The 20,838-nt window shown below is 73.4% G+C and carries 13 protein-coding genes; 10 read left to right on the forward strand and 3 right to left on the reverse strand.

Annotated elements, in window-relative coordinates:
* Positions 1 to 83: 83 nt before the first annotated feature.
* Positions 84 to 2,264 carry a RelA/SpoT family protein gene (locus ABTY56_RS14870; protein ID WP_350629158.1) on the forward strand — a complete coding sequence of 727 codons (2,181 nt, stop codon included), beginning with the start codon at positions 84 to 86 and terminating at the stop codon, positions 2,262 to 2,264.
* A gap of 333 nt (positions 2,265 to 2,597) precedes the next feature.
* The gene (hflX, locus tag ABTY56_RS14875; RefSeq protein WP_350629159.1) at positions 2,598 to 4,100 is read left to right on the forward strand and encodes a GTPase HflX; all 1,503 of its coding nucleotides are present in this window, start codon (positions 2,598 to 2,600) and stop codon (positions 4,098 to 4,100) included.
* 97 nt (positions 4,101 to 4,197) lie between these two features.
* On the opposite strand, the gene ABTY56_RS14880 is transcribed toward hflX, so the two are convergent.
* Positions 4,198 to 5,316, reverse strand: a complete 1,119-nt coding sequence (locus ABTY56_RS14880; RefSeq protein ID WP_350629160.1) for a trypsin-like serine peptidase — start codon at positions 5,314 to 5,316, stop codon at positions 4,198 to 4,200.
* Between the two features lie 54 nt (positions 5,317 to 5,370).
* Entirely contained in the window at positions 5,371 to 6,573 is a 1,203-nt protein-coding gene (locus tag ABTY56_RS14885; RefSeq protein WP_350629161.1) for a trypsin-like serine peptidase, read from the reverse strand.
* A gap of 386 nt (positions 6,574 to 6,959) precedes the next feature.
* Here ABTY56_RS14885 and ABTY56_RS14890 point away from each other — a divergent pair, with 386 nt between their 5' ends.
* The 5 genes from ABTY56_RS14890 (at position 6,960) to ABTY56_RS14910 (ending at position 14,945) form a co-directional block, all read left to right on the forward strand.
* The gene (locus ABTY56_RS14890) at positions 6,960 to 8,855 is read left to right on the forward strand and encodes an IucA/IucC family protein (protein WP_502893118.1); all 1,896 of its coding nucleotides are present in this window, start codon (positions 6,960 to 6,962) and stop codon (positions 8,853 to 8,855) included.
* The gene (locus ABTY56_RS14895) at positions 8,855 to 9,418 is read left to right on the forward strand and encodes a GNAT family N-acetyltransferase (protein WP_502893119.1); all 564 of its coding nucleotides are present in this window, start codon (positions 8,855 to 8,857) and stop codon (positions 9,416 to 9,418) included. Before ABTY56_RS14890 ends, ABTY56_RS14895 begins: the two co-directional genes overlap by 1 nt.
* A 147-nt stretch (positions 9,419 to 9,565) precedes the next feature.
* A complete protein-coding gene (locus ABTY56_RS14900; protein WP_350629163.1) occupies positions 9,566 to 11,002 on the forward strand; it encodes a lysine N(6)-hydroxylase/L-ornithine N(5)-oxygenase family protein in 1,437 nt (478 codons plus the stop codon).
* The gene (locus ABTY56_RS14905) at positions 10,980 to 12,803 is read left to right on the forward strand and encodes an IucA/IucC family protein (RefSeq protein ID WP_350629164.1); all 1,824 of its coding nucleotides are present in this window, start codon (positions 10,980 to 10,982) and stop codon (positions 12,801 to 12,803) included. The genes ABTY56_RS14900 and ABTY56_RS14905 overlap by 23 nt, the downstream gene beginning before the upstream one ends.
* Before the next feature lie 12 nt (positions 12,804 to 12,815).
* Positions 12,816 to 14,945 (forward strand): ATP-dependent DNA helicase, encoded by a 2,130-nt coding sequence (locus ABTY56_RS14910; RefSeq protein WP_350629165.1) that lies wholly within the window; start codon positions 12,816 to 12,818, stop codon positions 14,943 to 14,945.
* Positions 14,946 to 15,096: 151 nt separating this feature from the next.
* On the opposite strand, the gene lexA is transcribed toward ABTY56_RS14910, so the two are convergent.
* Positions 15,097 to 15,792 (reverse strand): transcriptional repressor LexA, encoded by a 696-nt coding sequence (gene lexA / locus ABTY56_RS14915; protein WP_270150969.1) that lies wholly within the window; start codon positions 15,790 to 15,792, stop codon positions 15,097 to 15,099.
* 528 nt (positions 15,793 to 16,320) lie between these two features.
* On the opposite strand from lexA, the gene nrdR reads away from it, so the two are divergent.
* The 3 genes from nrdR (at position 16,321) to ABTY56_RS14930 (ending at position 20,833) form a co-directional block, all read left to right on the forward strand.
* Positions 16,321 to 16,821, forward strand: a complete 501-nt coding sequence (nrdR, locus tag ABTY56_RS14920) for a transcriptional regulator NrdR (RefSeq protein WP_350523372.1) — start codon at positions 16,321 to 16,323, stop codon at positions 16,819 to 16,821.
* Between the two features lie 208 nt (positions 16,822 to 17,029).
* Positions 17,030 to 19,903, forward strand: a complete 2,874-nt coding sequence (locus ABTY56_RS14925) for a vitamin B12-dependent ribonucleotide reductase (protein WP_350629167.1) — start codon at positions 17,030 to 17,032, stop codon at positions 19,901 to 19,903.
* Between the two features lie 162 nt (positions 19,904 to 20,065).
* A complete protein-coding gene (locus tag ABTY56_RS14930; RefSeq protein ID WP_350629168.1) occupies positions 20,066 to 20,833 on the forward strand; it encodes an SDR family oxidoreductase in 768 nt (255 codons plus the stop codon).
* The last annotated feature ends 5 nt before the right edge of the window (positions 20,834 to 20,838 follow it).

Genomic DNA, 20,838 nt, shown 5'->3' on the forward strand with positions numbered 1-20,838 from the left:
GACCACCGGGTCGATCACCCCTGGGAGGGGTAGCAGGATCACCCCCTCTGGAGGGGCGCCCGGCGACGTTGCCGGAGGTGCCGATGACCATCGAAGCCGGGCAGTCCCTGACGGGGCAGCCGACGACCGTACGGCAGGCCGGGGCCAGGCGGCCCCTCGGGGAGCTCGGCCTGGCCGCCCTCGGCCGGGCCGGACGGGCCGCGTTACTGGCCACCGGGCGGCCGCTCGTGCCGGACGCCCTGGAACCGCTCGTCCGGGTCCACCGCCGACACCACCCGCAGGCCGACCTCGGCCTGCTCGCCCGGGCGTACCGGCTCGCCGAGGCCAGCCACCGCGGCCAGAAGCGCAAGAGCGGCGAGCCGTACATCACCCATCCGCTGGCCGTCACCATGATCCTGGCCCAACTCGGCGCCGGGACCACCACCCTGGTCGCCTCGCTGCTCCACGACACCGTCGAGGACACCGAGTTGACGCTGGACCAGGTGGGCGCGAGCTTCGGGCCCGAAGTCGCCTACCTGGTCGACGGGGTGACGAAGCTGGAGAAGGTCGACTTCGGCGCCGCCGCCGAGGCGGAGACCTTCCGCAAGATGCTGGTCGCCACCGGGGACGACGTCCGGGTGATGGTGATCAAGCTGGCCGACCGGCTGCACAACATGCGCACCATCCGGCACATGAAGCCGGCCAGCCAGGTGCGGATCGCCAAGGTCACCCGGGACGTGCTGATCCCGCTGGCCGAACGGCTCGGCATCCAGGTGCTCAAGGCGGAGCTGGAGGACATCGTCTTCGCCACCCTGCACCCCGAGGAGCACGCCCGCACCCGAGCCCTGATGGCCGGTCACGAGGCGGGGCCGGACACCGTGCTGGAGCCCTTCGCCAAGCAGCTGGCCCGGCAGCTGGCCGAGGCCGGCGTGGCCGCCGAGGTGACCGTCCGGCCCCGGCACTGCGTCTCGCTGCACCGGGTGCTGCTCAGGCGGTCCGGCGCGCCCGGACCGGACGGCCGGCCGCAGGGGCCCCGCCCGGCCGACTTCGGACGGCTGCTGGTGGTGGTCGAGGAGAACGCGGACTGCTATGCCGTGCTCGGCGAACTGCACACCTGCTGGACGCCGCTGCCCGGGGAGTTCAAGGACTTCGTCGCCGCGCCCAAGTTCAACCTCTACCAGTCGCTGCACACCGCCGTGGCGCTGAGCGGCGGCGCGGTGGTCGAGGTGCTGGTCCGCACCCGCCGGATGCACGACGTCGCCGAGACCGGGGTGGTCGCGCTGGGCGACCCGTCCCCGGCCGCCGCCGCCCAGGACGCCGACGAGCTCGACCGCACCGACCCGGCCCGGCCCGGCTGGCTCAGCCGACTGCTGGAGTGGCAACAGGAGACCCCCGACCCGGACGCCTTCTGGTCCGCGCTCACCGCCGACCTCGCGGGCGACCGCGAGATCACCGTGGTGACGGAGAGCGGCGAAACGCTTCAGCTGAGGGCCGGCGCCACCTGTGTGGACGCGGCCTACCTGCTCGGCGAGGAGACCGGCCACCGATGTATCGGCGTCCGGGTCAACGGCCGGCTCAGCGCGCTCTCCACCGTGCTGGAGGACGGCGACCTGATCGCGGTGCTCACCGAGACCCTCCCGGCCGGCGGCGGCCAGCCCTCCGGCCCCGCCCCCGAATGGCTCGCGCACGCCCGCACCCCCGCCGCCCGGCTGGCCATCGAGCGGTGGCTGGCCGACCCGCCGGCCCGGCTGCCGGCGGTCCGCACCGGCCCGGCCGCGGCCCAGCCCGCCCCGTCCGGCCGGCGCACGGCCGAGAAGCGGGCCGCCCCGGTCGCGGTGGCCGGCCGGCCCGGGGTGACCGTGCGGCTGGCGCGCTGCTGCACGCCCGTCCCGCCGGACGAGGTGGCCGGCTACCCGATCCGCGGCGGCGCGGTGGCCGTGCACCGCACCGGCTGCCCGGCGGGGGAGCGGATGCGGGCCGACGGGCGGGTCGCGCTGGAAGTGCGCTGGCAGCCGCAGGACGCCCCGGCGGCCGGGCACCGCGCCACCCTGCGGGCCGAGGCGCTGAACCGGCCCCGACTGCTGGCCGACCTCACCGCGGCGATCTCCGCCGCGGGGGTCGGCATCGTGTCGGCCGAGGTCGAGCCGCCGCAGGAGTCACGCGTCCGGCACACCTACACGGTCGAGCTGCCCGAGCCGGGCGCGCTGCCGGGGCTGATGCGGGCGATGCTGCGGGTCTCCGGGGTGTTCGACGTCAGCCGTCCGCACGGGCCGGAGGGCGGGTAGGCGCCGGCCGGCGTACGGCCCGGAGGGCGGGTGGGCGCCGCCCCCCGGACGGCTCGGAAGGCCGTCGGAGGGCGGTCGGAGGCGACCCGCCCCGGGCCGGGCGGTCCTGCGGGGAAATGGGGATGACCGGTCCGCGCCGGGCGTGCGACCATCATGGGGAATTCACGGCCGGTCCGCGGCGTTCCCAGGGCACAGGAGCCCCGGGTGTCACCCGAGGACCCGAGGGGTAGCTCACCCCGCCCGGACGGTAGCCGGGGCGGCAGCTGGGCAGACTCCTGAGGGGACCGTTCGGCGGTCCCCCGAGCCACCCGTACCAGCGAGCCAAAGGACAGAATGACCTCCACGTTCGACACCCGCGACCACGCCGACGCTCCGCGCCGCTTCGACGGTCTGCGGGCGGAAGCCCTCATGGACGAGGACCTCGCGGCCATCGACGAGGACCGCGGCCACCACTACGACGGCGACCAGTACGACCGCAGCGAGCGAGCCGCCCTGCGCCGGGTCGCCGGCCTCTCCACCGAACTCGAAGACGTCACCGAGGTCGAGTACCGCCAGCTCCGCCTGGAGCGCGTGGTACTCGTCGGCGTCTGGACCGACGGCACGCTGGAGGAGGCGGAGAACTCCATGGCGGAGCTCGCCGCGCTCGCCGAGACCGCCGGCTCCGAGGTGCTGGACGGCGTCATCCAGCGCCGCGACAAGCCCGACGCGGCCACCTACATCGGCTCCGGCAAGGCGCAGGAGCTGCGCGACATCGTCGCCTCCAGCGGCGCCGACACCGTGGTCTGCGACGGTGAACTCACCCCCGGCCAGCTGATCCACCTGGAGGACGTGGTCAAGGTCAAGGTCGTCGACCGGACGGCCCTGATCCTGGACATCTTCGCCCAGCACGCCAAGTCCCGGGAGGGCAAGGCGCAGGTCTCGCTCGCGCAGATGCAGTACATGCTGCCGCGGCTGCGAGGCTGGGGTCAGTCGCTGTCCCGGCAGATGGGTGGTGGTGGCTCCGGCTCGTCCGGCGGCGGCATGGCCACCCGTGGTCCCGGCGAGACCAAGATCGAGACCGACCGGCGCCGGATCCGCGAGAAGATGGCGAAGCTCCGCAAGGAGATCGCCGACATGAAGAAGGGCCGCGACACCAAGCGCCAGGAGCGCAAGCGCCACCAGGTGCCGTCGGTGGCCATCGCCGGGTACACCAACGCCGGCAAGTCCTCCCTGCTCAACCGGCTCACCGGCGCGGGCGTGCTGGTGGAGAACGCGCTGTTCGCCACCCTGGACCCGACGGTCCGCCGCGCCCAGACCCCGAGCGGGCGGGTCTACACCCTGGCCGACACCGTCGGCTTCGTCCGGCACCTGCCGCACCACCTGGTCGAGGCGTTCCGCTCGACCATGGAGGAGGTCGCCGACGCGGACCTCATCCTGCACGTGGTGGACGGCTCGCACCCCGAGCCGGAGACCCAGCTGGCCGCCGTCCGCGAGGTCATCGTCTCGGTCGACGCGCAGGCCGTGCCGGAGATCGTGGTGATCAACAAGGCGGACGCCGCCGACCCGCACGTGCTGCAGCGCCTGCTGCGCCGCGAGCCGCACGCCATCGTGGTGTCGGCCCGCAGCGGCGAGGGCATCGAGGAGCTGCTCAAGCTCATCGACGACGAGCTGCCGCGACCGGCCGTCGAGGTGCGGGCCCTGGTGCCCTACACCCAGGGCGCGCTGGTCTCCCGGGTGCACGCGGAGGGCGAGCTGCTCTCCACCGAGCACACCGGCGAGGGCACGCTGCTGCACGCCAAGGTGCCGGCCGAGCTGGCCGCCGAGCTGGAGCACTTCGCGGTGGCCCTGCAGGGCTGACGCGGAAGCGTACGAAGGGCCCCGGACCGCAGCGGTCCGGGGCCCTTCCGCGTACCCGCACCGGCCTGCGGCCCCCGGCGGCGGCCGCAGGCCGGGGCTACCGGACGTTCTTGGCGAAGAAGTCGAAGGCCTGCTTCGCCTGGTCCTGCAGCGCGGGGCCGGCCTGGTACCCGGCCGGACTGCGGTCGCCGATCGCGCCGACGCTGATCAGGTTGGGCTTGCCGTCCCTGGTGACGAACCAGCCGCCGCCGCTCGATCCGGCGGTCATGGCGCAGCCGATCACGTACATCGGCGGGCGGGTCGGGTCGAAGGAGAGCCGGCCCGGCGGGGCCGGGGAGTCGCAGTGCTCCAGCTCCGTGCCGTCGAAGGGCCGCTCGGCCGGGTAGCCGTAGGCGGCGGCCGCGGTGATCCGGTCGCGCGGGGCGTTGAACCAGATCGGGACCGACCCGCCGACCGTCTCCTCCAGGGACGTGCCGGAGCCGTTCTCGGCGCGCACCCGGAGGATCCCGTAGTCGAACTGGTTGTGGGCGCCGACGCCGCTCTCCTGGAGCCACGTCGGCGACACCAGTGCGCGCACCGCCGTCCACCGGCCGTACGGGGCGCTCTGCGCGTCGGTGTGCGGCTTGCCGCGGCTCGCCTGGCCGTCCCGGTTGAAGGCGGGCACGAAGACCAGGTTCTTCAGCCAGCCGCCGCCCTTGCCGTCGTGCAGGCAGTGCGCGGCGGTGTAGACGAGGTTGCTGCGCCCGGGGTTGACCGGGTCGGCGACCACGGTGGCGGAGCAGGCCGCGTCGCCCTGCGGCGTGGTCATGAAGAGCCGGCCGACCACGGCGGTGGCCTGGCCGTACGGGTGCGGCTGGGGCTGGGCCGGGACGGCGGCGGGCGGGGCGTCCCGTTCGACGCCGGGGGCGGCGGGGGCGGTGAGCGAGTACTCGGGGGTGGGCCGGGGCTTGGCGGCGTCCATCCGGGCGGCCGACCAGAAGCCCGGGGCCGCCTCGTCGCTGAACCTGCTGTCGGCGACGTACTTCGTCCAGTCCTCCAGCTTCCAGCCCGTCAGGTCGCCCAGGCTGGTGGGAGCGGAGGTGGGGAGTGCGGGGGGCGGGGCGACCGGCCGGGCGGGGCCGTCCGGGCCGCAGGCGGCCGCGGCCAGGGCGGTCGCGGCGAACAGTGCGGCGCCGGCCGTCCTGGCGCGGCGCCCCCGGCTGGTGTTCCTCGGCATGCTGGATCGTCCCCCGTGCTGTGCTGGTGTTTCCGTTCCGCCCCCCGGTGGCGGCTACTGCTTCCTGGAGATCCAGTCCAGGGCCTGCTTGGCGACCGTCTCCAGGTACGGGCCGCTGAGCGAGGTGTGGTCCTGGGTGCCGATCGAGGTGTTGCTGACCAGGGCGGTCTTCCCGTCGGGCATGGTGGCGAACCAGCCGCCGCCGCTGGAGCCCTGGGTCATGGTGCAGCCGATCGTGAGCATCGACGGGCGCTTGGCGTCGAAGGAGAGCCGGGTCGGCTTGCCGCCGTCGCACTTGTACAGCTCCTGGCCGTCGAACGGCTTGAGCAGCGGGTAGCCGACGGCCGAGACGTTCAGCTTGTCGCGCGGGGCGTCGAACCACACCGGGACGGCCGAACCGACCGTCTCCTCCAGGGACTTGCCGGTGTCGTTCTGGTTGTGGACGCGCATGACGGCGAAGTCGTACTGGTTGGCGGCGTCGCCGGTGCCGCCGCCCTCGACCATCCACTGCGGCGAGGTGGTGACCTGGTCGGCCCACCAGGTGCCCAGCGGGGCCAGTTCGGACAGCGGCGCGCGCTTGCCGCCGCTGGAGGCACCCGAGTTGTTGTAGGCGGGCACGAACACCAGGTCCTTGTAGAAGCTGCCGCCCTTGCCCTCGTGCACGCAGTGGCCGGCCGTCCAGACCAGGTTGCTCTTTCCCGGGTGCTGCGGGTCGGCGATCACCGTCGCCGAGCAGTTGCCGCGGCCGCCCTTGGCGGAGAAGAACACCTTGCCGGAGGGCTGCTTGGTGTACGGGCGGGGCAGCGCGACGGCGTTGACCACCGGCGGCTCGGGGTCGGTCACGCCGTCGTCGGTGGCGGGCCCAGGGGTGGCCGGGGAGGGCTTGGTGGCGGGCGGGGCCGGGTCGGCGGGCTTGGAGTCGCCCATCTTGTCCGGGTCCCAGAAGTCCTTCACCACCGGGTTGTCGAAGACGTGCTTGGACGCCCACGCGTCCCAGTCCTCGAACTTCCACTTCTTCAGGTCGTCCCAGGTCCTGGGCAGGCCCTCCAGCAGGCTGGTCGGCAGGCCGGACGGGAGGGTGATCCCGCCGATCACGCCGCCCGCGCCGCTGCCGCCGTTCGCCGCGGCCGAGGAGGGCGGCGGGGCGGCGCTGCCTCCGCCGTCGCCCGCCGGGCCGTCCGGCCCGCAGGCGCTCACGGCGAGCAGGGCTCCGGCGACCACGGCGGCGGCCAGGGCTGACCGGTGGATCGTAGGCATCTGTGCGCTTCCCCCTGTGCTCGGTCGGTCTTTGCTCGGTCGGTCTGTGCTGGGTCTGCCGGGTCGGTCCGTGCCGGGCCCGGTCGGGCTGTCCCGGGCCGACCGGTCGTGCCGGCCCGTCCGGTGCCGGGTCGTCCGTGCGCGGCCGGTCCGCGGTGGGCGGGCCCGCCGTCCTGGAGTCTTCCATCGCGGACGAGGACGGCCGTGTCCGCCCCCCGGTTGCGGGCCCGCCCGGAGGTCACCGATCCGTGACGCGGGACCGGTCGACTCGTTGGCACAGCAGGGCATTTCGCCCCGATGGTGGACAATCCCCGATCTTCACCCGGACGAGTGAGCCGTCCTTGTGATCACCCATCAGGGATAGGTAACCCTTACCTGACGCGACGGTGCGAGTGCCCGCCGACCCCCTCCACCACAGTGCGCGTCCGCACCCCCACGCGCCCCAAGGAGCAGCCTTGAGCACCGCCCTCACCGGAGCCCCGCCCGAACCGCCGCAGCCGGCGGAGCCCGTGCGCGAGGAGCACCAGCCCGGGCCCGACCCGCTGCTGCACCCCGATCCCGCCGTCGCCGCCGAACAGGCCGCCGTGGAAGCCCTGTTGCGCTGCTGGACGCGGGAGACCGGGGCCCGGCCCGGCCCGGACGGCCGACTGCGGATCGCCGTCCTCGGCGGCGCCGCCCGGCTCACCGCCCCGGTCCGCTACTGGTCGCCCGGCGGCTGGCACCGCTTCGGCCCGGCCGCCCTCGCGGCCGGCCCGGGCGGCGTCGTGGGGGAGGGGGCCGACGCCCCGGTGGACGCCGTCACCGCCGCCGCGCTGCTCGCCGCCGCGGCCGCCGAGCGACCCGACCCCGGGCAGGTCGCCGACCTCGCCGCCCGGGTCGCCGACTCGGTCGTCCGCACCGCCGAGATCCTCGCCCACCGCCGCACCGACGCCGTGCCCGGCGGGCCGGAGCGCTCGCACTTCCTCGCCGCCGAGCAGTCCCTGCTGCTCGGCCACCCGCTGCACCCCACCCCGAAGAGCCGCGACGGACTCGGCCCCGCACAGAGCGCCGCCTACTCGCCCGAACTGCACGGCTCCTTCCAACTCCACTGGTACGCCGTGGACCGCGAGCTGCTCGCCGCGGGATCCGCCGTCGCCGAGAGCGCCGACCGGCTCACCGCCGGTCTGCTCGACGGCCGCCTCGCCCTGCCGCCCGGCACCGCCGCCCTGCCCCTGCACCCCTGGCAGGCCCGCGAACTCGCCCACCGCCCGGCCGTCGCCGCGCTGCTCGCCGACGGGCTGCTGCACGACCTCGGCCCGGCCGGCGAACCCTGGCACCCCACCTCCTCGGTGCGCACCGTCTACCGGCCCGGCACCCCCTGGATGCTCAAGCTCTCGCTCGGCCTGCGGATCACCAACTCCCGCCGGGAGAACCTGCGCAAGGAACTGCACCGCGGCCTGGAGATGCACCGGCTGCTGGAGCGCGGGCTGGCCGCCGAGTGGCGGGCCGCCCACCCCGGCTTCGACATCGTCCGCGACCCGGCCTGGATCGGCGTCGACCACCCGGCGCTGGGCGACCCGGGCGGCCTGGACACCGTGCTGCGCGCCCAGCCCTTCGCACCCGCCGAGCGCGCGCTGTGCGTCGCCGGACTGGTCGCCGAACAGCCGCTCGGCACCGGCGACACCGTGCCCTCCCGGCTCGGCGACACCCTGCGGACGCTCGCCGCGCGCTGCGGCCGCCCGCTGCCGACCGTGGCCGCCGAATGGTTCCTGCGCTACCTGGACGCCGTGGTGCTGCCCATCCTGTGGCTGGACGGCCGGGGCGGCATCGCCCTGGAGGCGCACCAGCAGAACAGCCTCGTCCTGCTGGACGGCGACGGCTGGCCGAGCGGCGGCCGCTACCGCGACAACCAGGGCTACTACTACCGGGAGAGCGCCGCCGAGCGGCTCACCGCCCGGCTGCCCGGGCTCGGCGCCGACAGCGACACCTTCCTGCCGGACCCGGTCATCGACCACCACTTCGCCTACTACCTCGGCATCAACCACGTCCTCGGCCTGATCGGCGCCCTCGGCTCCCAGCGACTGGCCGACGAGACGGTGCTGCTGGCCGCGCTGCGCCGGTTCCTGGCCGGGCCGCGGGTCGCCGCCACCGGCTCGGCGCTGCCCGGCCTGCTGCTGGACGCGCCCACGCTGCCCTGCAAGGCCAACCTGCTCACCCGGATCAACGGCATGGACGAACTGGTCGGTCCGGTCGCCAGCCAGTCCGTCTACGTGGACATCCCCAACCCGGTGGCGGGTGGCTGATGTTGGACGACCTGCCCGGGTGGGGCGCGATCCCCACCCCGGCCGGCGAGTTCCGGCTCAGCCCGGTCCGGCTGCCCGCCGACCTGGAGCTGCTCGTGGGGTGGATGAACGACCCCGAGGTCGCCGCCTTCTGGGAACTCGCCGGGCCGCCGGAGACCACCGGCCGGCACGTCCGGGCGCAGCTGGACGGCGACGGCCGCAGCGTCCCCTGCCTCGGTCTGCTCGACGGCGAGCCGATGAGCTACTGGGAGGTCTACCGCGCCGACCTCGACCCGCTGGCCGCGCACTACCCGGCCCGGCCGCACGACACCGGCGTCCACCTGCTGCTCGGCCCCGCCGCCAGCCGCGGCCGGGGACTCGGGGCCGTCCTGCTGGCCGCGCTCGCCGAGCGGATCCTGCGCCGCCGCCCGGCCTGCGAACGGGTCGTCGCCGAACCGGACGTCCGCAACCGGCGCTCGGTCCGGGCCTTCGAACGGGCCGGGTTCCGGGCGGCCGCCGAACTCGACCTGCCCGACAAGCGCGCCGCCCTGATGGTGCGGGTCCGGGCACCCCGGGCGGCGTAGCGCCGACCCGCGAGGCCCGCGCAGCCCCGACCCGACCGCCCAGGCCGACCCGCCCGGCCCCTCCCACGTCCGGCCCCCGATCCCCCGGCCCCGAACCGCCCCGGCCCCGACCGATCCGCCCGGCCCCGACCCCGCCTAGGACACCCCGTGGACACCCCAGCATCGCCGCCGCCCTACGACCTGCTCGGCGTCGGCATCGGTCCGTTCAACCTCTCGCTCGCCGCGCTCGCCGACGCCGTCCCCGGCCTGCGCACCCTCTTCTGCGACCAGCGCCCGGAGTTCCGCTGGCACCACGGGATGCTGGTGGACGGGGCCCGGATGCAGGTGCCGTTCCTCGCCGACCTGGTCTCCCTGGTGGACCCGACCAACCCGTGGTCCTTCCTCAACTACCTGCGCGAGCAGGACCGGCTGTTCCCGTTCTACTTCGCCGAGCGCTTCCAGCTGCCGCGCCGCGAGTACGACCACTACTGCCGCTGGGCCGCCGAGCGGCTGGCCAACTGCCGCTTCGGCACCGAGGTCACCGCCCTGCACTGGGCCGCCGCGCCGGGGGAGGACCCCTGCTACCGGGTCGAGTTGACCGACACCGCGACCGGCCGGCGGTCCACCGTACGGGCCCGCAACCTGGCCCTCGGCGTCGGCACCCGCCCGGTGCTGCCCGAGGCCTTCGCGGGCCTCGCCGGCCACCCGCGGGCCTTCCACTCCGCCGACTACCTGGACCGCCGCGCCGACCTGGCCGGCGCCCGGGACATCACCGTCGTCGGCAGCGGGCAGTCCGGCGCCGAGGTCTTCCTCGACCTGCTCCGCCGCCACGAAGGCGACGGCGTCCGGCTGCGCTGGCTCACCCGGACCCGGGCACTCGCACCCATGGAGTACTCCAAGCTCGGCCTGGAGCACTTCACCCCCGACTACACCCGCTACTTCCACGGACTGCCCGGACCCGTCCGGGACGCCCTGGTCACCGCCCAGTGGCAGCTCCACAAGGCCGCGAGCGCCGAGACCCTCGCCGAGATCCACGACCACCTCTACGAGCGCACCATCGGCCGCCCGATCGACACCGCCCCGGTCGAGATCACCCCCGGCACCGCCGTCACCGACACCCGTCCCGGCCCCTGCGGCGGCCTCGAACTGCACTGCCGGCACACCGACTCCGGCGCCGAGCACCTCCTGCGCACCGACGCCGTCGTGCTCGCCACCGGCTACCGGGCCGCCCGCCCGGCCGCGCTCGAACCGCTCGCCGACCTCATCGACTGGGACGAGGCCGGGCGCTACCGGGTCGACCTGGACCACCGGGTCGCCACCCGGCCCGGGCTCACCGGCGGCCTCTACGTCCAGAACGCCGAACTGCACACCCACGGCGTCGGCACCCCCGACCTCGGACTCGGCGCCCACCGCGCCGCCGTGATCCTCAACGCCGTCACCGGGCGGACCGTCCACCGGCTGCCCGACCGCACCGCCTGGACCGGCTTCGCGCCGCCCGTCCCCGCGCCGCCCGTCCCCTCATCGCCCGTCCCCGCACCCCTCGAACAGACCCCCGTCCTCCCCCGCCCCCAGGAGCTGACCCGTGCCGCAACCGTCGGCCGCTGAACCGCCGCTCTACCTACCCCCGCACCTGACCGCCGGGCACTGGCAGCGGGCCGGCCGCGCCCTGCTCGCCAAGATGCTCGGCGAGTTCGCCTACGAGGAACTGCTCAAACCCGTCCCCGGGGCCCTCGACGGCGAGTACCTGCTGAAGCTGCCCGAGGTCGAGTACCGCTTCACCGCCCGGCGCGGCGCCTACGACGGCTGGCAGGTCGAGCCCGACTCGATCTACTGCTCCCGCCCGGACGGACTGGACCCGCTGCGCTTCCTGCCGTACGCCTGGCAGACCCTCGGCATGCGCGGCGAGACCACCGCCCACCTGATCCGCGAACTCTCCGCCACCCTGACCTCCGACGCCCGCCAGCTCGCCACCGCGCTCACCGCCGCCGAACTCGCCGAGCTCGACCACACCGCGCTGGAGGGCCGGCAGGGCGGCCACCCCTGGATCGTCCCCAACAAGGGCCGGATCGGCTTCTCCGCGGGCGACGCCGCCCGCTGGACCCCGGAGGCCCGCAGCCCGCGCCCGCTGCCCTGGATCGCCGTCCACCGCCGGCTCGCCGAGTACCGGGGCGTGCCCGGCCTGGAACACCCGGAGCAGCTGTACGCCCGCGAGCTGGACGACGTGCACGCGCTGCGCGCAGCCCTCGGCCCGGACGCCGACGACTACCTGCTGCTGCCCGTCCACCCCTGGCAGTGGGAGGAGACGATCCTGACCCTGTTCGCGCCCTGGATCGCCTCCGGCGAGATCGTCCCGCTGCCCTCGGACGGCGACCCACGGCTGCCCCAGCAGTCCATCCGCTCCTTCTTCAACACCGCCCACCCCGAGCGCTGCACCGTCAAGCTGCCGCTGTCCATCCTCAACACCCTGGTCTGGCGCGGCCTGCCCACCGAACGCACCCTGGCCGCGCCCGCCGTCACCGCCTGGCTGCACGGCCTGCGCGACGCCGACCCGTTCCTGCGCGACGAGTGCCGGGTGATCCTGCTCGGCGAGATCGCCTCCGTCACCGTCGACCACCCCGTCTACGGCGCGATGCCCGACGCCCCGTACCAGTACAAGGAACTGCTCGGCGCGATCTGGCGCGAACCGCTCGGCCCCTTCCTGGACGGCGGCGAGCGCGCCCGCACCCTGGCCGCCCTGCTGCAGACCGGCTCCGACGGGCGGGCGCTCGCCGCCGAGCTGATCGCCCGCTCCGGCCTCACCCCGGCCGGGTGGACCGGCCGGCTGTTCGCCGCGATGCTGCCGCCGCTGCTGCACTTCCTCTACCGGTACGGGCTGGTCTTCTCCCCGCACGGCGAGAACGCCATCGTGGTCTTCGACGAGCGGGACACCCCGACCCGGCTCGCGGTCAAGGACTTCGTGGACGACGTCAACCTCAGCTCGCAGGACCTGCCCGAGCTGCGCGACCTGCCCGCCGAGGTCGCCGACGTGCTGCTGCGGGAGGGAGCGCAGGGGCTCTGCCAGTTCATCCACTCCGGGCTGTTCATCGGCGTCTTCCGCTACCTCGCCCCGCTGCTGGAGGCGCAGACCGGACTGCCCGAGACCGAGTTCTGGGCCCTGCTGCGCGCCGAGGTCCTGCGCCACCAGGACCGCTTCCCCGAGCTGCGCGAGCGCTTCGAGCTGTTCGACCTGTTCCGGCCCCGGATCGACCGGCTCTGCCTCAACCGCAACCGGCTGCTCCTCGACGGCTACCAGGACCGCCCGCACCGCCCGCACGCCGCCCGGTTCGGGACCGTGCCGAACGCGTTGGTGGCGGTGGACGTGCGGCCGCCCGCGCGACGGGACCGGATTGTCACCCCCGCCCCGTAGGGTGGGAGGGTCATGACGAACGACTCCGAATCCCACGACTCCGAATCCCAGCGGGCGGCGGACCTCGGCGACGACGCCGAGGAAGCCGTGGCCGTCCCGCGCTCGCGGATTCCCGAGCTGCTGCACGCCGCGGTGGCGGCCGTCGGCGGCGTCGAGCGCCCCGGCCAGGTCCGGATGGCCGAGGCCGTCGCCGACGCCGTCGACCACGGTGAGCACCTGCTCGTCCAGGCCGGCACCGGCACCGGGAAGTCCCTGGCCTACCTGGTGCCCGCGCTCGCCCACGGGGACCGCGTGGTGGTCGCCACCGCCACCCTGGCGCTGCAACGCCAGCTGGTGGAGCGGGACTTGCCGCGCACCGTCGAGGCGCTGCACCCGGTGCTGCGCCGCCGCCCGCTGTTCGCGATGCTCAAGGGCCGCTCCAATTACCTGTGCCTGCACCGGGCCAACGAGGGCACCCCGAGCGACGAGGGCGAGGGCCTCTTCGACCCGGTGGACGCGCTCGGCGGGCCCACCGGCAAACTCGGGCAGGACGTGCTGCGGCTGCGCGACTGGGCCGAGGAGACCGAGACCGGAGACCGGGACGACATGAGCCCCGGCGTCTCCGACAGGGCCTGGGCGCAGCTGTCGGTCACCTCCAAGGAGTGCCTGGGTGCCACCCGCTGCCCGTACGGGCAGGAGTGCTTCGCCGAGAAGGCGCGGGAGCGGGCCAAGCTGGCGGACGTCGTGGTCACCAACCACGCGATGCTCGCGATCGACGCGATCGAGGGCGCACCGGTGCTGCCCGAGCACGGGCTGCTGATCGTGGACGAGGCGCACGAGCTGGTCAACCGGGTCACCGGTGCGGCCACTGCCGAGCTGACCGTCGGCGCGGTCAACCGGGCCGTGAAGCGGTCCGCCCGGCTCGCCAACGAGAAGGCCGTGGACGCCCTGCAGGCCGCCGCCGAGAACTACCACGGCCTGATGGAGACCGCCCAGCCCGGCCGGGTCGAGGAGCTGCCCGAGTACCTGGCGTACGCGGTCACCGCGATCCGGGACGCCGCCCGCCAGGTGATCAGCTCGCTCGGCGAGACCAGGGACAAGGGGCTCAGCGACGAGGACGCCGTCCGCAAGCAGGCGATGGCCTCGGCCGAGACCCTGCACGAGACCGCCGAGCGGCTGCTGGAGGACTCCGAGTACGACGTGGTCTGGATCGAGCGCAGCGACCGCTACGGGCTGGGCACCGCCTCGCTGCGGGTCGCCCCGCTGAGCGTCTCCGGGCTGCTGCGCGAGGGGCTGTACAAGGAGCGCTCGGTCGTCCTCACCTCGGCCACGCTCAAGCTCGGCGGGGACTTCAACGGCGTCGCCGCCTCCGTCGGCCTGCCCTCCGAGACCCGGCTGCCGGACGTCCGGACGGCCGGGGACAACCCCGAGCCCGGCCCCGGCTTCGGCGAGGACGCGGTGCCGTACTGGCGCGGGATCGACGTCGGCTCCCCGTTCAAGTACCCCAAGCAGGGCATCCTGTACGTCGCCAAGCACCTGGCCGACCCCGGGCGCGATCCCGAACGGCCGGACATGCTGGACGAGTTGGCCGAGCTGATCGGCGCGGCCGGCGGGCGGACACTCGGCCTGTTCTCCTCGATGCGCGGCGCCCAGACCGCCGCCGAGGCGATGCGGGAGCGGCTCGACCAGCGGATCCTGCTCCAGGGGGAGGACACCCTCGGCGAGTTGATCCGCGAGTTCGCCTCGGACGCGTCCACCTGCCTGTTCGGCACGCTCTCGCTCTGGCAGGGCGTGGACGTGCCCGGCTCGGCCTGCCAGCTGGTCGTGATGGACCGGATCCCGTTCCCCCGGCCGGACGACCCGCTGATGAGCGCCCGCCAGAGGGACGTCGAACAGCGCGGTGGCAACGGCTTCATGGCGGTCGCGGCGACGCACGCGGCGCTGCTGATGGCGCAGGGCGCGGGCCGGCTGGTGCGCGCGGCGGACGACCGCGGCGTGGTGGCGGTGCTCGACCCGCGGGTGGAGACCAAGCGGTACGGGAGCTTCTTCCGCTCGTCGATGCCCGAGTTCTGGTACACCACGGACCGCAACCAGGTGCGCCGCTCGCTGGCGGCGATCGACGCCTCGGCGGCGCCGGTGCGGCCGGTGGTGAAGCGGGGCTGATCGATCCGGGTCGTGATGTCCCTTCCCCCGCAGGAAGGGACCGCACGGCCCGCGAACGCCGGAGGGGCTCCCCGCGGATCGCGGTGAGCCCCTTCCCGTTGCCGTGGGCCGCCGGAGGGTGTCCGGGGGTGTCCGAGGGCGTCGGGGGCTGTCAGAGGCGGCGCAGCACCGCGACGACCTTGCCCAGGATGGTCGCGTTGTCGCCGTTGATCGGCTCGTACGCGGGGTTGTGCGGCATCAGCCAGATCCGGCCGTCCTCGCGCTTGAGCCGCTTGACCGTGGCCTCGCCGTCGATCATCGCGGCCACGATGTCGCCGTTCTCGGCCACCGGCTGGCGGCGCACGGTGACCCAGTCGCCGTCGCAGATGGCCGCCTCGATCATCGAGTCGCCGCGCACGGTGAGCGCGAACAGCTCGCCCTCGCCGACCAGCTGGCGGGGCAGCGGGAAGACGTCCTCGACCGTCTGCTCGGCCAGGATCGGCCCGCCGGCGGCGATCCGGCCCACCAGCGGCACGTAGGAGGTGGAGGGGCGGCCGGCCGTCTCGGCGGTGTTGGGGCGGGCCACCTCGACGCCGCGGACCTCGTAGGCGCGCGGCCGGTGCGGATCCCGGCGCAGGAAGCCCTTGCGCTCCAGGGCCATCAGCTGGTGGGCCACCGAGGAGGTGCTGGACAGGCCGACGGCCTGGCCGATCTCGCGCATGGACGGCGGGTAGCCCCGGCGCTGGACGGAATCCCGGATGACCTCGATCACCCGGCGCTGGCGCTCGGTGAGCCCGGCCTCGTCCGTGCGGATGCCCGGGGGGCGGCCCGGCATCGCGCGGGCCGGCGAGGAGTGGGTGTCGTCCATCACGGAGGAGTGTTCGATCGGCTGGTCGGGCACACGGTTGGAGCCGGAAAGGGCCGTGCCGGAGAGCCGGTGGTCTTCACTGCGGTCCATGCTGATGTCCACGCTCTGCTGATTCGTGGTGCGCTGCCCCACCTTGAACTGGGAGTGTTCCTGCACCGGGATGGTGTTGCTTTCGATCGTGTTCACGGCGGCCCCTCTCGACGGCTGTCCTCTCCCTTTTCCAGCCCAACGCACCTCCTATCGAAAGGTTGCGCCAAACACACGTTCGAGTGAATTATTCGGGAGTTGGCTGACTCGATCAAGGCTTTGTTGTACATCGAGTAAATGTTCGATCGGAACCCGACTCCGGCAGTCTAATCGGCGCCGACACGCCAGGGGTGTCACTTCCCCCGGAGGCCTAGATGTAGTGGCTACAGTCCTCTCCGTGCCCAGTACTAGTGGTCGCCGCGCATGATCAGCTTGCCGAGGCCGGGGGCGCATCGCATAGACTCGACTGGTCCGCACGATCTGCCAGGGAGGGATCCCGAGGTGCACTGCCCCTTCTGCCGGCACTCCGACAGCCGCGTTGTCGACAGCCGGACCACCGAGGACGGCAGCTGCATCCGCCGCCGTCGGCAGTGCCCGGACTGCGGCCGCCGCTTCACCACGGTGGAGACGGCCGCACTGATGGTCATCAAGCGCAGCGGCGTCACCGAGCCGTTCTCCCGGCAGAAGGTCATCACCGGCGTCCGCAAGGCCTGCCAGGGCCGACCGGTCACCGAGGACGCGCTGGCCCAGCTCGGCCAGCGGGTCGAGGAGTGCGTGCGCGCCAGCGGCAGCGCCGAGCTGACCACCCACGACGTGGGGCTGGCCATACTCGGCCCGCTCAAGGAACTCGACGTGGTCGCCTACCTGCGCTTCGCCAGCGTGTACCAGGCCTACGACGGACTGGAAGACTTCGAGGCCGCCATCGCGGAACTCCGCGCCGAACGGCCCCGCACCCCGGAGACGGACGACGCCCGCGTGTCCGTCTCCGCCGCCGCGCCCTAGGAGGCGCCGGCTCGCCGGCCCCAGTCGGGGCCCGGCCGCACCACAAGGCCCCACGGGGCCCCGGCGTGCCCGGAAACGGGGCGCAGAACACTACAAACCGTGCGAAGGCAGGCAGGGTCCCCGCCTGCCCGCACACCGGAAGAACGAACCAGCAGTGCCCGGACTTTTCAGGGCACTTCGGGCGTTTGCCCAGGAGGAGGAGCGAGAAGTGACAGACACCACGAGCGGTTCCGCACGCGGGTCGAAGTCCGAGAAGGCCGCGGCCAAGGGCGCCAAGGCCCCGAAGGGCGGTCTCCGGATGGAGCGCATCCACACCACTCCTGGCGTGCACCCGTACGACGCGGTCCGCTGGGAGCGGCGTGACGTCGTCATGACCAACTGGCGTGACGGGTCGATCAACTTCGAGCAGCGGGGCGTCGAGTTCCCCGACTTCTGGTCGGTCAACGCCGTCAACATCGTCACGTCCAAGTACTTCCGCGGCGCCGTCGGCACCCCGCAGCGCGAGTGGAGCCTCAAGCAGATCATCGACCGCGTGGTGCTCACCTACCGCGCCGCCGGCGAGAAGCACGGCTACTTCGCCACCCCGGACGACGCCGAGATCTTCGAGCACGAGCTGACCCACGCCCTCCTCCACCAGGTCTTCAGCTTCAACTCGCCGGTCTGGTTCAACGTCGGCACCAAGCAGCCCCAGCAGGTCAGCGCCTGCTTCATCCTGGCCGTCGACGACTCCATGGAGTCGATCCTCGACTGGTACAAGGAAGAGGGCATGATCTTCAAGGGCGGCTCCGGCGCCGGCCTCAACCTCTCCCGGATCCGCTCCTCCAAGGAGCTGCTGTCCTCCGGCGGCAACGCCTCCGGCCCGGTCTCCTTCATGCGCGGCGCCGACGCCTCCGCCGGCACCATCAAGTCCGGCGGCGCCACCCGTCGCGCGGCCAAGATGGTCGTGCTCGACGTCGACCACCCGGACGTCGAGGCCTTCATCGAGACCAAGGTGAAGGAGGAGGAGAAGATCCGCGCCCTGCGCGACGCGGGCTTCGACATGGACCTCGGCGGGGACGACATCACCTCCGTCCAGTACCAGAACGCCAACAACTCGGTCCGCGTCTCCGACGAATTCATGACCGCCGTCGAGAACGGCACCGAATTCGGCCTGCGCGCCCGGATGACCGGCGAGGTCATCGAGACCGTCGACGCGAAGAAGCTGTTCCGCAAGATGGCCGAGGCCGCCTGGGCCTGCGCCGACCCCGGCATCCAGTACGACTCCACCATCAACCACTGGCACACCTGCCCGGAGTCCGGCCGCATCAACGCGTCCAACCCCTGCTCCGAGTACATGCACCTGGACAACTCCAGCTGCAACCTCGCCTCGCTCAACCTGATGAAGTTCCTGCGGGACGACGACTCGTTCGACGCCGAGCGGTTCGCCAAGGTCGTCGAGCTGGTCATCACCGCGATGGACATCTCCATCTGCTTCGCCGACTTCCCGACCGAGAAGATCGGCGAGACCACCCGCGCCTACCGCCAGCTCGGCATCGGCTACGCCAACCTCGGCGCCCTGCTGATGGCCACCGGCCACGCCTACGACAGCGAGGGCGGCCGCGCCCTGGCCGGCGCCATCACCTCCCTGATGACCGGCACCGCCTACCGCCGCGGTGCCGAACTCGCAGGCGTGGTGGGCCCGTACGACGGCTACGCCCGCAACGCGGCCGCGCACCGGCAGGTCATGAAGCAGCACGCGGACGCCTCGCTCGACGCCGACTCGGTGGACGAGCTGGACGCCCCGGTCTGGCTGGCGGCCAACAAGACCTGGCAGGACGTCGTGCGCATCGGCGCGGAGAACGGTTTCCGCAACGCCCAGGCCTCGGTCCTCGCCCCGACCGGCACCATCGGCCTGATGATGGACTGCGACACCACCGGCGTCGAGCCCGACCTGGCCCTGGTCAAGTTCAAGAAGCTCGTCGGCGGCGGCTCGATGCAGATCGTCAACGGCACCGTCCCGCGCGCCCTCAAGCGCCTCGGCTACCAGGACGAGCAGATCGAGGCGGTCGTCGCCCACATCGCCGAGCACGGCAACGTGGTGGACGCGCCGGGCCTCAAGTCCGGGCACTACGAGGTGTTCGACTGCGCGATGGGCGAGCGCTCCATCTCGCCGATGGGCCACGTGCGGATGATGGCCGCGATCCAGCCGTGGATCTCCGGCGCCATCTCCAAGACCGTGAACATGCCGGCCGCCGCGACCGTCGAGGACGTCGAGGAGATCTACTTCGAGGCGTGGAAGATGGGCGTCAAGGCGCTCGCCATCTACCGCGAAAACTCGAAGGTCGGCCAGCCGCTCTCGGCCAAGAAGAAGGACTCCGAGGCCAAGGCCGAGGAGGCCACGGCCCCCGCCGCGGTCGAGAAGGTCGTCGAGTACCGTCCGGTCCGCAAGCGTCTGCCCAAGGGCCGCCCGGGCATCACCACCTCCTTCACGGTCGGTGGCGCCGAGGGCTACATGACCGCCAACTCCTACCCGGACGACGGTCTGGGCGAGGTCTTCCTGAAGATGTCCAAGCAGGGCTCGACCCTCGCGGGCATGATGGACGCCTTCTCGATCGCCGTCTCGGTCGGCCTGCAGTACGGCGTGCCGCTGGAGACGTACGTCTCGAAGTTCACCAACATGCGCTTCGAGCCGGCCGGTCTGACCGACGACCCGGACGTGCGGATGGCGCAGTCGATCGTCGACTACATCTTCCGCCGCCTGGCGCTGGACTTCCTGCCGTTCGAGACCCGCTCGGCGCTCGGCATCCACTCCGTCGAGGAGCGCACGCGCCACCTGGAGACCGGCTCCTACGAGCCGCTGGAGGCCGAGGAGCTCGACACCGAGTCGCTCGCCCAGTCGGCCCCGGTGGCCGCCAAGCCGGCCCCGGCCGTCGAGGCGCCCAAGGCGGCCCCGAAGCAGGCCCACAACTCCACGGAGCTGATGGAGATCCAGCTCGGCCTCAACGCCGACGCCCCGCTCTGCTTCTCCTGCGGCACCAAGATGCGCCGCGCCGGCAGCTGCTACCTCTGCGAGGGGTGCGGCTCCACCAGTGGCTGCAGCTGATCGTGTTCGACCCCGGTCTCACCTGATGAGGTGAAACCCGAGGCGGGGCGAGGACTTCAGGTCCTCGCCCCGCCTCTTTTCCGTTTCCCGACCCGCCGATGTCACAGATCAGGGCCGTGTCCGGTCCGTAGGGAGAAGGCGTTCGACGAGAGGAGCGGTGTGGTGAACGGGACTGTGCTGGTGACCGGGGCGACGGGGACGTTGGGGCGGGAGGTGGTGCGGCTGCTGGTGGCGCGCGGGGCGGCGGTGCGGGGGTTGAGCCGGCGGGCGCGGGGCGGGGACGACGGGGTCGAGTGGGTGGTCGGGGACCTGGTGAGCGGGGCCGGGATCGCCGGGGCGATGGCCGGGGTCGAGGTGGTGGTGGACTGCGCGACCACGCAGAGGAAGGCGGACGTGGCGGCGGTCCGGACACTGGTGGCGCAGGCGCGGGAGGCGGGCGTCCGGCACCTGGTGTACGTGTCGATCGTGGGGATCGACCGGGTGCCGATGGCGTACTACAACACGAAGCTGGCCTGTGAGCAGGTGGTGCGGGAGTCGGGGCTGGGGTGGACGGTGCTGCGGGCGACGCAGTTCCACGACCTGCTGCTGAGGTTCTTCGACGCCTCGGTGAAGCTTCCGGTGTTCCCGGTGCTCGGCGGGGCGCGGTTCCAGCCGGTGGACGTCCGGGAGGTGGCCGCGGCGGTCGTCGCCCTGGTGGGGGAGGAGCCCGCGGGGTTCGCGCCGGAGGTGGGCGGGCCGCAGGTGCGGACGTACCGGGAGCTGGCCGGGGCGTACCTGCGGGCGGCGGGCAAGCGGCGGATGCTGCTGCCGGTGCGGATCCCGGGGGCGGCGGGCCGGGGGTTGCGCGCGGGCGGGAACCTGGCGCCGGAGCGGGCGGTGGGCCGGGGGACCTTCGAGGAGGCGCTGGAGCGTCGGTTCGGCGGCCGCTGATGCCC

The sequence above is a fragment of the Kitasatospora sp. NPDC097691 genome (genome assembly GCF_040302665.1).
Lineage (GTDB): Bacteria > Actinomycetota > Actinomycetes > Streptomycetales > Streptomycetaceae > Kitasatospora.

Excerpts from the sequence above, each read along its gene's own strand:
- ABTY56_RS14870 (WP_350629158.1), top strand. The coding sequence starts at position 84 with ATGACCATCGAAGCCGGGCAGTCCCTGACGGGGCAGCCGACGACCGTA.
- hflX (WP_350629159.1), top strand. The coding sequence starts at position 2,598 with ATGACCTCCACGTTCGACACCCGCGACCACGCCGACGCTCCGCGCCGC.
- ABTY56_RS14880 (WP_350629160.1), bottom strand. The coding sequence starts at position 5,316 with ATGCCGAGGAACACCAGCCGGGGGCGCCGCGCCAGGACGGCCGGCGCC.
- ABTY56_RS14885 (WP_350629161.1), bottom strand. The coding sequence starts at position 6,573 with ATGCCTACGATCCACCGGTCAGCCCTGGCCGCCGCCGTGGTCGCCGGA.
- ABTY56_RS14895 (WP_502893119.1), top strand. The coding sequence starts at position 8,855 with ATGTTGGACGACCTGCCCGGGTGGGGCGCGATCCCCACCCCGGCCGGC.
- ABTY56_RS14910 (WP_350629165.1), top strand. The coding sequence starts at position 12,816 with ATGACGAACGACTCCGAATCCCACGACTCCGAATCCCAGCGGGCGGCG.
- lexA (WP_270150969.1), bottom strand. The coding sequence starts at position 15,792 with ATGGACGACACCCACTCCTCGCCGGCCCGCGCGATGCCGGGCCGCCCC.